This window comes from Kitasatospora sp. NPDC059827, from assembly GCF_042731675.1.
In the GTDB taxonomy this organism is placed as follows: domain Bacteria; phylum Actinomycetota; class Actinomycetes; order Streptomycetales; family Streptomycetaceae; genus Kitasatospora.
Genome location: NZ_JBHWIV010000028.1, coordinates 87,733 through 100,052, shown reverse-complemented (window position 1 = coordinate 100,052; position 12,320 = coordinate 87,733). Strand labels below are relative to the sequence as shown.

The following is a 12,320-nucleotide window of genomic DNA, read 5'->3' as shown; positions in this document are numbered from 1 at the left end:
ATCGCAAGGCGGAGGAGGGAGCCCAATGCAGCGCATTGGCGACCGACGACAACGCGGCGAGGCGCGTGCCCCGGCGTCGGCCCGCAGACGGGAGTCCGAAGACGGGCCCTAGGATCGAGGCCATGCAGCCGGCCCCCGCCGATGACCCGGCCGATGACCCCGGCGACCCCCGTCACCCGGCCGAGGCCGCCGCCCGCGCCACCGGACTCACCGTCCTCGACCGGGTCGTCACCGACTGCCGGGCCTGCCCCCGGCTGGTCGCCTGGCGCGAGGAGACCGCCCGCACCAAGCGCCGCGCCTACCAGGACTGGGACTACTGGGCCCGGCCGATCCCCGGTTTCGGCCCGCCCGACGCCCCGCTCGTCCTGGTCGGTCTCGCCCCCGCCGCCCACGGCGCCAACCGCACCGGCCGGATCTTCACCGGCGACCCCTCCGGCGACCTCCTCTACGCGGCCCTCCACGAGCTCGGGCTCGCCAACCGCGCGGAGTCCGTCCGGCACGGCGACGGCCTGGAACTGTACGGCGTCCGGATCACCGACCCGGTGCGCTGCGCCCCGCCCGACAACAAGCCCAGCACCGCCGAACGCGACACCTGCCGCCCCTGGATCACCCGCGAACTGCAACTGCTGCGCCCCACCGTGCGGACGGTCGTCGCCCTCGGCGGCTTCGCCTGGCAGGCGATGCTGCCGGTGCTCGCCGACGCCGGCTGGACCGTGCCCCGACCGCGCCCGGTCTTCGGCCACGCCGCCCTGGTCACCCTCCCCGCCCGGGACGGCGGCCCCGACCTGCGGCTGTACGGCTGCTACCACGTCAGCCCGCGCAACACGAACACCGGCCGGCTGACCACCGCGATGCTCCGCGACCTGCTCCGCGAGGCGGCCGTCTCGGCGGGGCTCGACCCCCGCTGAACCCCCACTGACCCCCAGCTGATCCCCCGCTGACCCGCGGCTCCGAGCAGCTCAGTCGAACCGCCGGGTGGCCGTGATCCCGCCGTCCACCGCCAGGGTCACGCCCGCCACGTACGAGGCCCGGTCGCTGAGCAACCAGGCCGCCGCCTCCGCCACCTCGGTGTCCAGGCCCGGGCGGCCCAACGGGGTCGAGCGGGAGACCAGGGCGGCGAACTCCGGGCCCGCCGCGAAGTACTCCTCCGTCCCGGGGGTGCGGACCACCCCGGGCGCGACGGCGTTGACCCGGACGCCGTACCGGGCGTAGTCGGCGGTGGCCGCCTTCACCAGGCCGGTCAGTCCGTGCTTGGCGGCCTGCTGGGCGCCGTCGCCGAAGCCCCCGACCAGCGCGCCCACCCCGGAGGTGAGCACCACCGAGCCACCGCGGCCCGCCGCCGCCATCGCCCGCAGCTGGGCGCGCAGGCAGAGCCAGTTGCCCCGCAGGTTGAGCGCGTGGGTGTCGTCCCACTCGGCCTCCGAGCGTTCGGCGAGCGGAGCGGGCAGCAGGCCGTTGCCCGCGTTGTCGAAGGCCGCGTCCAGCCGGCCGAAGGCGGTCAGCGCCGCGTCCACCGTCCGCTGGGCGCCCTCGGCGGTGGTCAGGTCGGCGGCCACCGCCACCGCCTCCCCGCCGGCGGCCCGAAGTTCGGCGGCCAGTGCCTCCACCTGCGGCGCGGAGCGGGCGGCCAGCACCAGCAGCGCGCCCTCCCGGGCGAACAGCCGGGCGGCGGTGGCGCCGATGCCCCGCCCGGCACCGGTGACGATCGTGACCTTGTCGTCGAGAAGTCCCATGCGGCGAGCCTGCCGCCGCCCCCGCCGGCCCACCAGCGGCCGGTCGTTCCCCGGACCGCCCGACCAGGGACAGCCCAGCCAAGGACCGCCCAGCCAGGGACAGCCCGGTCCTGGTTGGGCCGGCCCGGCTGTGGCAGCCTGGCGCGCATGCCCGAGACCCCGCTGGGCGCGTTCCTGCGCGCCCGCCGTGCCCGACTCGCGCCCGCCGAAGCGGGCCTGCCCGCCGCCGACCGCCGCCGCACCCCCGGGCTGCGCCGTGAGGAGGTCGCCGCCCGCGCCGGGATCTCGGCCGACTACTACGCCCGGCTGGAACAGGGCCGCCAACGGGTGCCCACCGGCCCGGTCCTGGACGGTCTCGCCGAGGCCCTGCACCTGAGCGGCCCGGAGCGTGCCTACCTGCACCGGCTGGCCGTACGGCGCGACCGTACGACGCCGCCCTCCACCGCCCCCGCGGCCGCCCCGGCCGTCCCCGCGGCCACCCTGGCCCTGCTGGAGACCCTGGACGCCGCCCCCGCCTTCGTCACCGGCCCGACCTTCGACCTGCTGGCCTGGAACCGACCCGCCGCCCTGCTGCTGGCCGGGCCGGAGCGGCGGCCGCCGCACGAGCGCAACCTGCTCTGGCAGGTCTTCTGCTGCCCGTACCGGGACCGCTCGCCGGGCAACACGGCCGCCGACCGCTCGATCGGCGCCGACCTGGTCGCCTCCCTGCGCGCCCAGCACGCCGACCGCCCCCGCGACCGGAACCTGCTCGCCCTGGTCGGCCGGCTCTCCACGGCCAGCCCGGAGTTCGCCGCGCTCTGGGACCACCACCGGGCCGCCCCGCCGGGCCCCGGCCGCCTCCACGTCCGCCACCCCGCGCTGGACACCGCCGTCCTCGACTACACCGTGCTGCCGCTCCCCGAGGAGGGCCGCCACGTCTTCGCCTTCCTCGCCCCACCGGACAGCCCCACCCGCCGCGCCTTCGCCGCCGCGCGCGGGACGTGACGCAGCGGGCCGGGCGCGCGGGACGGACAGCGCAGGCAGGACGGCAAAACCGGTACCGCCGCGCCCCCGAACGGCCGTAGCCTCCACCCGAACCCGACGTGCCCCCACATGACGACCCGGAGTACCCGGAGCGATGACAGCACACTGCTGCGAGTCCATGACCAGGCAGCTGGCCCGGCAGTGCCACCAGCACGACAACCCGTACGACTGCCCCGACGCGGTGGTGCTGTTCATCGCCAAGTACCAGGAGTACGGGATCGTCGTCCACGACGGCGGCCGGGCGAGCATCGGCATCGACTTCTGCCCGTGGTGCGCGACACGGCTCCCCGAGTCCCAGCGGGACCGCTGGTTCGGCGAGCTCGAACGCCGAGGCATCGACCCCTGGGCGCAGGACATCCCCGCCGAGTTCGAGGACGACCGCTGGCTCGCCCTGCCCGGCGGCGACACCCGCTAGGGCCACAGGCCTCCTAACCGAACCGCGCCAGCTTCCGGCCCGCCGCCCCCGCCCACACCTGCGGCAGCCGGGCCCGGGCGGCCTCCGCCGCCGCCAGCTGGCCCGCGTAGAGCACCCCACAGGCGAAGGGCTCGCCGGCCGCCGCGGGCCGGGCCGCCAGGGCCGCGGCGGCGACCACCGCGTCCTGGTGCTCGCCCAGCACCTCCTGGACGGCCTTCATCCGCTCCGCGTACCGCTCCGCCGCCGCGCCGACCGCGGGTGCCGCCGTCTCCCCGGCGTAGCGGGCCCGCTTGGCGGCCTTGCGGGCCTCGTGCAGGGCGCCGTCGCGTTCCGCGGGGCCGGCCGCTAGGGCGGTGTGCACCCGGGCGGCGGTGCGGCGCTGTTCGCGGGCCGCGATCCGGGAGAGCTCGGGGCCGGCGGCCCGGGCCGCGCGCGGGCGCAGCGGCGGGTCGGCGAGCAGGGTGGTCAGGGCTTCGGTCAGCGCCCGGCGGCGGGGGCTGTCGAGGGCGGCGACCACCTCGGGCCGGGCCCGGCGGTACTCGGCCTCGCCCCACTCCCGCAGCGACCCGGCGACCCGTTCCGGCCCGCAGGCCTCGGGCAGTTCGCGGGCCCGGGCGGCCAGTCGTTCGGCGAGCACCTCGCTGTCGCGGGCCCGGCCGAGGGTGGCGCCCAGCCAGCGCAGGTCGGCGACCAGGGTGTCGGTGGCACCGGGGTCGAGGAGCCGGCGGAAGGTCCGCAGCGCGCTGCGCAGCCGCCGGCAGGCAACCCGCATCCGGTGCACGGCGTCGGGTTCGTCCGCCCGGACGGCGTCGTCCAGCCCGGCCAGCACCACCGCCTGGGCCTCGACGCGGTCGAGCAGCACCTCTCCGACCGTGGTCTCGGGCCTCGCCATGGACGCGCACCCCCTCGTCGGGGTCACCGGTGATGCCTTCCAGGGTAGGCACCGGGCGGCGGCTGTCGACCCCGCACGGCCCGAGCGGGCACCGTCACGGCACGAGCTGGCGCCGCCCGGGCTGTCAAGGGTCCTACGCGCCCTCGTCCCCGGCACGAGGGTCATGGCATACTCCGGAGCGTGCTGACCTCCACCCATGCGACCAGGGCCCTGCGGGCCGCGGTGTTCACCGCGCTCGCCGTGCCGATGGCCGCGTTGGGCCAGGTGGTCATCACCGGTCGCCCGCTGTCGTTGTCGCTGGTGGCCACGGCGAGCGCCGTCGTCTTCCTGGTGGTGGCCGCGATGGCCGGCGGGGAACGCCGGCTGCTGCACATCACCGCCGTGATGGTGCCGGTCGAGCTGCTGCTGAACACCACCTTCAACCTGGGCCAGACCGCCTGTGGGCCGGTGCTCTCCGAGCACGTGTCCGCGCGCGGGGTGAACCTGCTGGTCTGCGGCGGCGGTTCGGTGGACGGCTCGCTGCTGGGCGGCCCGCTGGGCCACACCGGGGAACTGGCGCCCGCGGCGACCCAGTTGCTGCTCCTGGTGGTGCACCTGGCGATCGCGCTGGCCGCCTCGGCCTGGCTGCGGCTGGGCGACGCCGCGCTGTCCGGCCTGGCCCGGGCGCTGCGCGCGCTGCACCAGTCGCTGGCCCGCCCGCTGCGGGCGCTGGTCCTGCTGATGCTCCCCGCCCCGGTGCGCCCGGTGCTGCGGGTGCCGCTGCCGGTGTCCGACCACGAGCGGCCGCGCCGCGAGGACGTGGTGCTGAGCCCGGCTCCCCGGCGTGGTCCACCGGTTCTCGCGCCTGCCTGCTGAGCGCGTACCCCCTTCCGGCACCTGAGCGTGCACGGTTCCGTACGCCCGTGGGCAGTGCGCTCGACTCCGCGTCACTTGCCCCCGCCGCACCCGAGTGCGGCCACCCGCGCGCGCCCGCGCGCCGCGTACAGGAGTTGACTTCCCCATGGCTCAGGACAAGAACAAGAAGCGCGTCAGCGCCCGCGAGCGGATCCAGGAGGCGCAGCGCCGCGAGCAGCAGGCGGCCAAGCGCCGTCAGCTGATCGTCGTGTCGGTCTCCGCCGTCGTCGTGCTGGCGCTGGCCGGCGGTGTCGCGCTCGCGATCAACACCGGTTCGAAGAACGACGACAAGGCGGCCGCGGCCGCCTCCTCGGCCCCGCTGGTCGTGCCGGCCAACGCCACTGGCCCGGACGGCACGGTGATCACCCTCGGCAAGGCCGACGCCCCGCACACCATGGAGGTCTACGAGGACTTCCGCTGCCCGGTCTGCAAGCACTTCGAGGCGGCGAACGGCCAGACCGTCAAGCAGCTCACCCAGGACGGCCAGATCAAGGTGGAGTTCCACCTGGCCGCCTTCCTGGACAAGAACCTCGGCGGCAAGGGCTCGCGCACCGCGCTGGCCGCCGCGGGCGCCGCGCTGAACGAGGGCGTGGACAAGTTCAAGGCCTTCCACGACGTGCTCTACGCCAACCAGCCGGACGAGCGCAGCGACGACTTCGGCGACGTCAACCACCTGCTGGACCTGGCCGGCCAGGTGCCCGGGCTCAAGACGGACGCCTTCGTGAAGGCGGTCACGGACAGGACGTACGCGCCGTGGGCGGCGAAGGTGGCCGACGCGTTCAACAACAGCCAGGTGACCGGCACCCCGACGGTCAAGGTGGACGGCAAGACGATCAACCTGTTCGCGGGCAACACCACCGCCACGCCGGAGCAGTTCACCGCCCAGGTGAAGCAGGCCGCCGGCCTCCAGTAGGCCGCACCGCACCCGTCCCGCACCACCCCGCACCACACCGCCCCGCACGGCACCACCGGCCCGGCCGAACTCCCGGCCGGGCCGGCTCCTCCCAGCCAGCCACCGGAGTGTGCTGTCATGACCGCCCCGACCACCGTGCACCCCTCCCCGTCCGTCCCCGACGCCGCCGGCCGTGGCCAGATCGGCGCGAGCCGGGCCCTCGCCCTCCTCCTGTTCCTCGGCGGACTGGTCGGGCTGGCCGCCTCGGCCGTCCTGACCTTCGACAAGCTCCGCATCCTGGAGAACCCGTCGTACGTCCCCAGCTGCAACATCAATCCGGTGATCAGCTGCGGCTCGGTGATGCGCACCGAGCAGGCGGGGGTCTTCGGCTTCCCGAACCCGCTGCTCGGCCTGGCCGCGTTCGGCGCGCTGGCGGCGATCGGGGCCGGGCTGCTGGCGGGCGCCGCGTACCGGCGCTGGTTCTGGCTGGGCCTGCACGCCGGGACGGCGCTGGGCGTGGTGTTCGTGCACTGGCTGATCGACCAGGCACTGTACGAGATCGGCGCGCTGTGCCCGTACTGCATGGTGGTCTGGGCGACGGTGGTGGTGCTGTTCTGGTACGTCACGCTGCACAACCTGCGCACCGGCGTGATCCCGGTCGGGCCCAGGGCGCGGGCGGTGGTCCGGGAGGCGGCGCGCTACCACTGGGCGCTGCCGGTGCTGTGGGCGGCGGTGATCGCGCTGCTGGTCCTGAGCCGGTTCTGGTACTACTGGAGCACCCTCCTCTGACCGGCCCGGTCAGCCCACGTACCCCGCCGAGTGCAGCAGTACGGCGGCGCCGGTGCGCCGGGCCTCCAGGGCCCCGGTGAGCCGGCGCGCCGCGCTGGGGTGCAGCAGGGCGGCCGCCCGGGCGGGGGTGAAGTAGCCGTGGTCGGCGATCTCCTCCGCCTGCAGCCGGATCACCGCTCCCCGCTCGACCGCACCGCCGTCGAACATGAAGTGCACGGCCGGGTGGGCGTGCCGGCCCTGGTCGGGGATCGCCTCGCGCCACTCCACCACCAGGAGCCGCAGCTCGCCCGCCGACAGCCCGGTCTCCTCCCGCAGTTCGCGGGCGGCGCACTCGGCGGGGCCCTCCCCCGGGTCCATCCCGCCGCCGGGGAACTGCCACTGGTCGCGGTAACTCGCTTTCAGCAGCAGGACCTTGCCGTCCTCGCCGGTGAGCAGCACGCTGCAGCCGATGTAGGCGCGCAGTATCCGGGCGAGCCACTGTTCCTCCGTGAGTGCCCAGGTCTCCGTCATCGCGCCTCCTCCGCCGGCCGCTGCCCGTCCCGGTCACTCTGCCGCAACCGCCGCTCCGGCAAAGGCGGTTCGTACCTAATCCACCCGATCGGGTATCACCCGAAGACGGCTCGTCGGAAGGCGTTGCGCAGGTCGGTCAGCGGCTGGGTGTTCCGGTCGTGGTGCACCTTGTTGGTGAGCAGCAGGGCCCAGCGGCCCTGGCGGCGGGAGACCCAGCAGCCGGTGCCGGTGAAGCCGTAGTGGACGAAGGTGCCCTCGGCCGGGTCGGTGCCGGCGGCGACCAGCCAGGACAGGCCGCGCGCGGGGGCCAGGCCGCCGGTCTGTTCGCGCAGCGATGCGGTGATCCACCGTGCGCCCCACGGGAGTTCGGGCGGCGGGGCGAGCACGGCGGTGAGGAAGCGGGCCAGGTCGCGGGCGGTGGAGAAGACGCCGGCGTTGCCGGAGACGCCGCCGAGCAGCCGGGCGGAGGGGTCGTGGACGACGCCGTGCAGGTGGGCGCCGGTCGGCTCGTGCCATTCGGTGGGCGCGGTCCGGGCGGTCTCCGCGGCGCCGAGCGGCCCGTACCGGGTGTCGGTCATGCCGAGCGGCCGCCAGGTCCAGCGCTCGGCGAGGACGTCCAGCGGCGCGCCGCCGAGGTCCTCGACCAGGTAGCAGAGCAGCACGGCGGCGCGGTCGGTGTACTCCACGGCCGCTCCCGGCGCACGGTGCAGCGGGGCGGCCAGCACCCCGGCCCGGATCGCCGCCGGCTCCCGCCCGTAGAGCTGCTCGAAGCGGGTGTACGGCGGCAACCCCGCGGTGTGAGCCATGAGTTGACGGACCGTCACTGCGCCGACGGGCCGCCCGGCGGCGGGCGGCCACCAGCGGCCGAGCGGTTCGTCCAGCGGCAGCCGGCCGGACTGCCACAGCACTCCGGCGGCGGGCCAGAGCGCCACCACCTTGGTGAGGCTGGCGAGGTCGTACAGGGTGTCCGGCCCCGGCGCGAGCCGCGCGTACGGGCCCTGCCCGAGGGTGCCGTGGCTGCCGCCGCCGAGGGCGCCCCCGGCGTCGCCGACGGCCCAGACGGCACCGGCGCCGACGGCGCGCAGGCCGGCCAGGACCAGCCGGTCCAGCTCCCCGCCGGGCGCGGCCAGGACGGGGAGGCGTTCCGCTTCGGGTGCTCGGTGGTCCACCCCGGGTGTCTACCCGGGGCGCCGGCCGCTCAGACCGCCGCGGGGAGCTCCTTGCCGAGGCAGATGCTCAGCGGGTGGTCCTTGTAGATGCCGAACTTGCGGATCGCCGTGTAGCCCTCGGAGCCGTACAGCGCGATGGCCTCGGGCTGCTCGCTGCCGGTCTCCAGGATGACGCGGGTGTGCCCGGCCTCGGCCGCGGTCTCCTCCAGGCGGTGCAGCACCGCCCGGGCCAGGCCCCGGCCGCGGGCGGCGGGGACCACGAACATCCGCTTGAGCTCGACGTCGCCGTCGCGCAGCCCGTCCGGGCCGGCCTGCTTGGCCCGCCAGCCGCCGCAGGCGACCGGCCGGCCGTCCAGGTAGGCGATCATGAACAGGCCGGCCGGGGCCTCGAAGTCCTCGGGGTGCATCACGGTCTCGTCCGGGTCGCCGTAGCGGCGGACGTACTCCTGCTGCACCTCCGCCGACAGGGCCTGCGCGTCGGGGTGGGCGTACCCGGTGATGCGGAACTCGACGGTGCTGGCGGCCTGCGCGGCGGTGCTCTCCATGGTCGAAGAGCCTACGACCTGCCCTTACTGAGACTCGAACCGGGCGAGCAGCTCGGTCTTGCCGAACATCGCGGCGGCGTCGACGGCGGACGGGACGCCCGCCCTGGGGTCGGCGCCGCCGGCCAGCAGGGCGTCGACGACGTCCGAGCCGCCCTTGAAGACGGCCCCGGCGAGCGGGGTCTGGCCCTTGTCGTTGGCGCGGTTCGGGTCGGCGCCGCGCCGGAGCAGGGTTTCCACGGTGGCCGCGTGGCCGTGGTAGGCGGCCAGCATCACCAGGGTGTCGCCGCTGCCGTTGGTGAGGTCCGCGGAGACCCCGGCGTCGAGCGCGGTGGTCAGGGTGGCGGTGTCGCCGGCCCGGGCGGCGTCGAAGAGCTTCCCGGCGAGCGCGACCACCTCGGCGTCGGGGGCATCGGTCATGGCGGACTGCCTTTCCAGAGGGGTGACGAGGGCTCGTGCGTACCGCACCGTAGCGGCCGGCGCCGCCGACGGACCAGCGGGCGTCCGGATTCCGGACGACGGCCCCACCGGCCCCGGGCGCGGTACGACGTGCGGCCGCACGGGTTGCGCGGCCATTCGAGCGAACTTCCGGGACCCCCCGGAAACTTCCCACCCACCCCCCGGGAATGCCTCGCGGCACCGGTCCCACCCGGATCCCGCACGACTCCAGGCCCCCACCCCGGCCGGTTCGCACACCGCCGCCCGGCCCACCCGACGGCAATGAACGGCAGAACCACCCATTTGCGCCGTTCCATCATCTATTACTTTTTGTCACGATTAGGGCACTTTAAGTAACACTGTCCCCCGTCCCCCTCCCCGAGGAGCAGAAGTGATCCTCTCGATTTCCGGCATCGTCCTGTTCGGCACCATCGCCTTTCTGTTCTTCCGCAGGGACGGACTAAAGGTCTCGCACGCCATCGTCTGCGCCCTCTTCGGCTTCTACGTCGCCGGCTCCTCGATCGCCCCCAGCATCACCGCGGGCGGTGCCAGCCTGGCGAGCCTGCTCGGCGGCCTTCGGTTCTAGGCACCGCCTCTCCCCCACCGGCCCGGGCGCGGATCCCACCGCCCCGGGCCCCGTCGTACCACGAGCAGTCCCCCCTCACCCCACCCGTCCCACTCGACCGGGGAGTCACGGAATGCCGCTCCACCGCCATCTCGGCAAGGGCCGCGAGTTCGCCCGAACCGCCGGGGACCACGCCACCGACATGTTCGCCCCGCTCACCGTGATCGGCCGCGGGCTGCGCCACCACGCCGGCTGGGCCAAGGGCCGCTGGCAGGCCACCCCGAAGGAGCGGCGCGGCCCGACGCTGTTCCTGTCGGCCGCCATGCTGGTCGGCATCTACCTGCTGCCGCACGGCCTGCTGTTCGCACTGGTCGGCCTGATGGCCAGCGCCGCCTGGGCCGGCCGGGCCCCCAAGGCGGCACCCGCCCCGCCCGCGCCCGACGTCGCCGACGTCAAGCTCGCCGCCCTCTACTCGGCGCTCACGCCGTACCTGTGCGGCCCCGAGGACGCCAATCCGCTGTACCACTTCGAGGGCAGCTACAAGAACGCCTTCGGCTCCTGGGAGTTCGACGGCGAGGGCCGGCTCTCCCGGCTGGAGCTGGGCTACCCCGCCTACTTCACCGACACCGAGCCCGCCGCCCGGGCCCGGATCGAGCAGGTCGTCCAGGGCAAGGCCGGGCGGGCCCGGGAGTACCGCTTCGACTGGGACGAGGAGTCCAACCGGCTGCGGATCACCGCACTGGCCCCGCTGCCCACCGACATCGCCGCCCAGCGCTTCGTCGCCGCCCCGGGCGAGATCGTGCTCGGCTTCACCGACGAGGACGGCAGCGCCCGCACCATCCCGGTCCACCAGGGCGGGGCCACCGCCCAGCAGCCGCCGGTGGTCTGGCGCACCGGCCCGCGCTCCTCCGAGCCGCACCTGCTGGCCCTCGGCGTCACCGGCTACGGCACCTCCAGCCTGATCCGCTCGATCGCCCTCCAGGCGCTCCCGTACGGCGACCTGGTGGTGATCGACGGCGCCGGCACCGGGGAGCACGCCTGCCTGGTCAACCGGCCCGGCGTGCACACCGTGGAGACCAGCCTGCACGGCGCGCTGGCCGCCCTGGAGTGGGCCGCCCAGGAGACCGAGCGGCGGCTCACCGCGCTGAACACCGCCCGGCACACCGGTACCCCGCTGCCCGAGGACCTCACCCGGCCGCTCTGGCTGCTGCTGGACCACCCGACCGAGCTGGGCGAGCTCGCCCACGCCGAGGGCCGCCCCGACCCGCAGGAGCTGCTGGAGCTGCCGCTGCGGCACGGCCGCGCCGCCCGGGTCACCGTGGTGATCGCCGACGACGTCGAGGCCCGGGACCGGATCACCCCGACCGTCCGGGCCACCACCCGGGCCAGGGTGCTGCTCGGCCCGGCCGGGCCCGAGGAGGGCCGAGCCGCGCTCGGCGCGCCGCTGGACATCGTGCCCGCCGCCCACGCCCCGGTCGGCCGCGGCTACGCCCGGATCGGCAACGGCGCCCCGGTCCGCCTCCAGGTGCCCGCCACCGTCGACCCGCTGGACGAGGAGGCCCCGGCCCAGCTGCGCGACGCGGTGATCGCCCTGCTGCCGCACCGCGACAGCCGGACCGAGCCCGCCTCCGCGGCGCCGCCCCGACCGGACCGCCCGCCGGTGGTCCCGCCGGACGCCGCCGCGCCCGTCCGCCCGGTCGACCTCGGCAAGACCGAGCCGATGATCCGTTCCCGACCGATCTCCTGACCGCCCGGGAAGCGGGGGCGACCGGCGCCGCGGAATCGCCGACCGGTACGCTCGTCACAGAAAGTCCGCACGATCACCAGATGTGAAATTGGTGACACCTGGGGTGATATCACCGGCCAGATGTGACAAATCGGGCGACGGTGGGTACAAACAGGGGCGGCACGACAGACGACGCATGTCCCGGGACGGGAATCTTCGTCGGAAGCCGAGCGTTGACCGAACGACGAAGAACAGCGACCAGAACAGCGACCACTAGTCCTGTGGGCCATTAAGCCCGGGAGGCACGATTCATGAGCGAGCGAGCTCTCCGCGGCACGCGACTCGGGGCCACTAGCTACGAGACCGACCGTGGTATCGATCTGGCTCCGCGCCAGACCGTCGAGTACGCATGTCAGAACGGACACCGATTCGAGGTTCCTTTCTCGGTCGAGGCGGAGATCCCTCAGGCCTGGGAATGCCGCTTCTGCGGCCAGGAGGCGGTTCTCCTCGACGGTGACGAGCCTGAGGAGAAGAAGACCAAGCCCACGCGCACCCATTGGGACATGCTGATGGAGCGCCGGACGCGCGAGGAGCTGGAGGAGGTGCTGGCCGAGCGGCTGGCCGTGCTCCGCTCCGGCGGGATGAACCTCGCGGTGCACCCGCGTGACACCCGCAAGAGCGCCTGACACATCTCGCTCCCGCCGCAGGCGGGAGGACGCGAAAAGGGACCCT

Annotated in this window: 15 protein-coding genes; 9 read left to right on the top strand and 6 right to left on the bottom strand. The window is 74.9% G+C overall.

Features of this window, described 5'->3' with window-relative positions:
• The first annotated feature begins 122 nt into the window (after positions 1–122).
• Complete coding sequence (locus ACFV8H_RS19745) at positions 123–908, top strand: uracil-DNA glycosylase (RefSeq protein ID WP_380401407.1); 786 nt, start codon at positions 123–125, stop codon at positions 906–908.
• A 51-nt stretch (positions 909–959) separates the two neighbouring features.
• Here the strand turns inward: ACFV8H_RS19745 and ACFV8H_RS19740 are convergent, their stop codons facing one another.
• Complete coding sequence (locus tag ACFV8H_RS19740; RefSeq protein WP_380401404.1) at positions 960–1,733, bottom strand: SDR family NAD(P)-dependent oxidoreductase; 774 nt, start codon at positions 1,731–1,733, stop codon at positions 960–962.
• Positions 1,734–1,880: 147 nt separating this feature from the next.
• Here ACFV8H_RS19740 and ACFV8H_RS19735 point away from each other — a divergent pair, with 147 nt between their 5' ends.
• Positions 1,881–2,717 carry a helix-turn-helix transcriptional regulator gene (locus ACFV8H_RS19735; RefSeq protein ID WP_380401401.1) on the top strand — a complete coding sequence of 279 codons (837 nt, stop codon included), beginning with the start codon at positions 1,881–1,883 and terminating at the stop codon, positions 2,715–2,717.
• A gap of 133 nt (positions 2,718–2,850) precedes the next feature.
• Positions 2,851–3,171: a DUF6980 family protein gene (locus ACFV8H_RS19730; protein ID WP_380401398.1), complete on the top strand. Its 321-nt coding sequence runs from the start codon at positions 2,851–2,853 to the stop codon at positions 3,169–3,171.
• 13 nt (positions 3,172–3,184) lie between these two features.
• Here ACFV8H_RS19730 and ACFV8H_RS19725 read toward each other — a convergent pair whose 3' ends face one another.
• Positions 3,185–4,063 carry a CHAD domain-containing protein gene (locus ACFV8H_RS19725; protein ID WP_380401395.1) on the bottom strand — a complete coding sequence of 293 codons (879 nt, stop codon included), beginning with the start codon at positions 4,061–4,063 and terminating at the stop codon, positions 3,185–3,187.
• Positions 4,064–4,243: 180 nt separating this feature from the next.
• Here ACFV8H_RS19725 and ACFV8H_RS19720 point away from each other — a divergent pair, with 180 nt between their 5' ends.
• The 3 genes from ACFV8H_RS19720 (at position 4,244) to ACFV8H_RS19710 (ending at position 6,638) form a co-directional block, all read left to right on the top strand.
• The gene (locus ACFV8H_RS19720) at positions 4,244–4,918 is read left to right on the top strand and encodes a hypothetical protein (protein WP_380401392.1); all 675 of its coding nucleotides are present in this window, start codon (positions 4,244–4,246) and stop codon (positions 4,916–4,918) included.
• Positions 4,919–5,063: 145 nt separating this feature from the next.
• Positions 5,064–5,870 (top strand): DsbA family protein, encoded by an 807-nt coding sequence (locus ACFV8H_RS19715; RefSeq protein ID WP_380401389.1) that lies wholly within the window; start codon positions 5,064–5,066, stop codon positions 5,868–5,870.
• A 117-nt stretch (positions 5,871–5,987) separates the two neighbouring features.
• The gene (locus ACFV8H_RS19710) at positions 5,988–6,638 is read left to right on the top strand and encodes a vitamin K epoxide reductase family protein (protein WP_380401386.1); all 651 of its coding nucleotides are present in this window, start codon (positions 5,988–5,990) and stop codon (positions 6,636–6,638) included.
• Between the two features lie 9 nt (positions 6,639–6,647).
• Here ACFV8H_RS19710 and ACFV8H_RS19705 read toward each other — a convergent pair whose 3' ends face one another.
• The 4 genes from ACFV8H_RS19705 to ACFV8H_RS19690 form a co-directional block, all read right to left on the bottom strand.
• Positions 6,648–7,148, bottom strand: coding sequence for an NUDIX domain-containing protein (locus tag ACFV8H_RS19705; RefSeq protein WP_375883953.1), 501 nt, complete (start codon positions 7,146–7,148; stop codon positions 6,648–6,650).
• A gap of 95 nt (positions 7,149–7,243) precedes the next feature.
• Positions 7,244–8,317, bottom strand: coding sequence for a serine hydrolase domain-containing protein (locus tag ACFV8H_RS19700; RefSeq protein ID WP_380401383.1), 1,074 nt, complete (start codon positions 8,315–8,317; stop codon positions 7,244–7,246).
• Positions 8,318–8,346: 29 nt separating this feature from the next.
• Complete coding sequence (locus tag ACFV8H_RS19695; RefSeq protein ID WP_380401381.1) at positions 8,347–8,862, bottom strand: GNAT family N-acetyltransferase; 516 nt, start codon at positions 8,860–8,862, stop codon at positions 8,347–8,349.
• 24 nt (positions 8,863–8,886) lie between these two features.
• Entirely contained in the window at positions 8,887–9,279 is a 393-nt protein-coding gene (locus ACFV8H_RS19690) for an ankyrin repeat domain-containing protein (protein WP_380401378.1), read from the bottom strand.
• 409 nt (positions 9,280–9,688) lie between these two features.
• Here ACFV8H_RS19690 and ACFV8H_RS19685 point away from each other — a divergent pair, with 409 nt between their 5' ends.
• From ACFV8H_RS19685 to ACFV8H_RS19675, 3 genes are all read left to right on the top strand, one after another.
• Positions 9,689–9,883 (top strand): hypothetical protein, encoded by a 195-nt coding sequence (locus ACFV8H_RS19685; RefSeq protein ID WP_188305060.1) that lies wholly within the window; start codon positions 9,689–9,691, stop codon positions 9,881–9,883.
• Positions 9,884–9,995: 112 nt separating this feature from the next.
• Positions 9,996–11,609: a hypothetical protein gene (locus ACFV8H_RS19680; protein WP_380401375.1), complete on the top strand. Its 1,614-nt coding sequence runs from the start codon at positions 9,996–9,998 to the stop codon at positions 11,607–11,609.
• A gap of 290 nt (positions 11,610–11,899) precedes the next feature.
• Positions 11,900–12,274, top strand: coding sequence for an RNA polymerase-binding protein RbpA (locus tag ACFV8H_RS19675; protein ID WP_350506367.1), 375 nt, complete (start codon positions 11,900–11,902; stop codon positions 12,272–12,274).
• The last annotated feature ends 46 nt before the right edge of the window (positions 12,275–12,320 follow it).

Bases quoted from the DNA above. Each gene is read 5' to 3' on its own strand.
- ACFV8H_RS19675 (WP_350506367.1), top strand. From the start codon at position 11,900: ATGAGCGAGCGAGCTCTCCGCGGCACGCGACTCGGGGCCACTAGCTAC.
- ACFV8H_RS19695 (WP_380401381.1), bottom strand. From the start codon at position 8,862: ATGGAGAGCACCGCCGCGCAGGCCGCCAGCACCGTCGAGTTCCGCATC.
- ACFV8H_RS19725 (WP_380401395.1), bottom strand. From the start codon at position 4,063: ATGGCGAGGCCCGAGACCACGGTCGGAGAGGTGCTGCTCGACCGCGTC.
- ACFV8H_RS19735 (WP_380401401.1), top strand. From the start codon at position 1,881: ATGCCCGAGACCCCGCTGGGCGCGTTCCTGCGCGCCCGCCGTGCCCGA.
- ACFV8H_RS19745 (WP_380401407.1), top strand. From the start codon at position 123: ATGCAGCCGGCCCCCGCCGATGACCCGGCCGATGACCCCGGCGACCCC.
- ACFV8H_RS19730 (WP_380401398.1), top strand. From the start codon at position 2,851: ATGACAGCACACTGCTGCGAGTCCATGACCAGGCAGCTGGCCCGGCAG.
- ACFV8H_RS19680 (WP_380401375.1), top strand. From the start codon at position 9,996: ATGCCGCTCCACCGCCATCTCGGCAAGGGCCGCGAGTTCGCCCGAACC.
- ACFV8H_RS19690 (WP_380401378.1), bottom strand. From the start codon at position 9,279: ATGACCGATGCCCCCGACGCCGAGGTGGTCGCGCTCGCCGGGAAGCTC.
- ACFV8H_RS19715 (WP_380401389.1), top strand. From the start codon at position 5,064: ATGGCTCAGGACAAGAACAAGAAGCGCGTCAGCGCCCGCGAGCGGATC.
- ACFV8H_RS19740 (WP_380401404.1), bottom strand. From the start codon at position 1,733: ATGGGACTTCTCGACGACAAGGTCACGATCGTCACCGGTGCCGGGCGG.
- ACFV8H_RS19710 (WP_380401386.1), top strand. From the start codon at position 5,988: ATGACCGCCCCGACCACCGTGCACCCCTCCCCGTCCGTCCCCGACGCC.
- ACFV8H_RS19705 (WP_375883953.1), bottom strand. From the start codon at position 7,148: ATGACGGAGACCTGGGCACTCACGGAGGAACAGTGGCTCGCCCGGATA.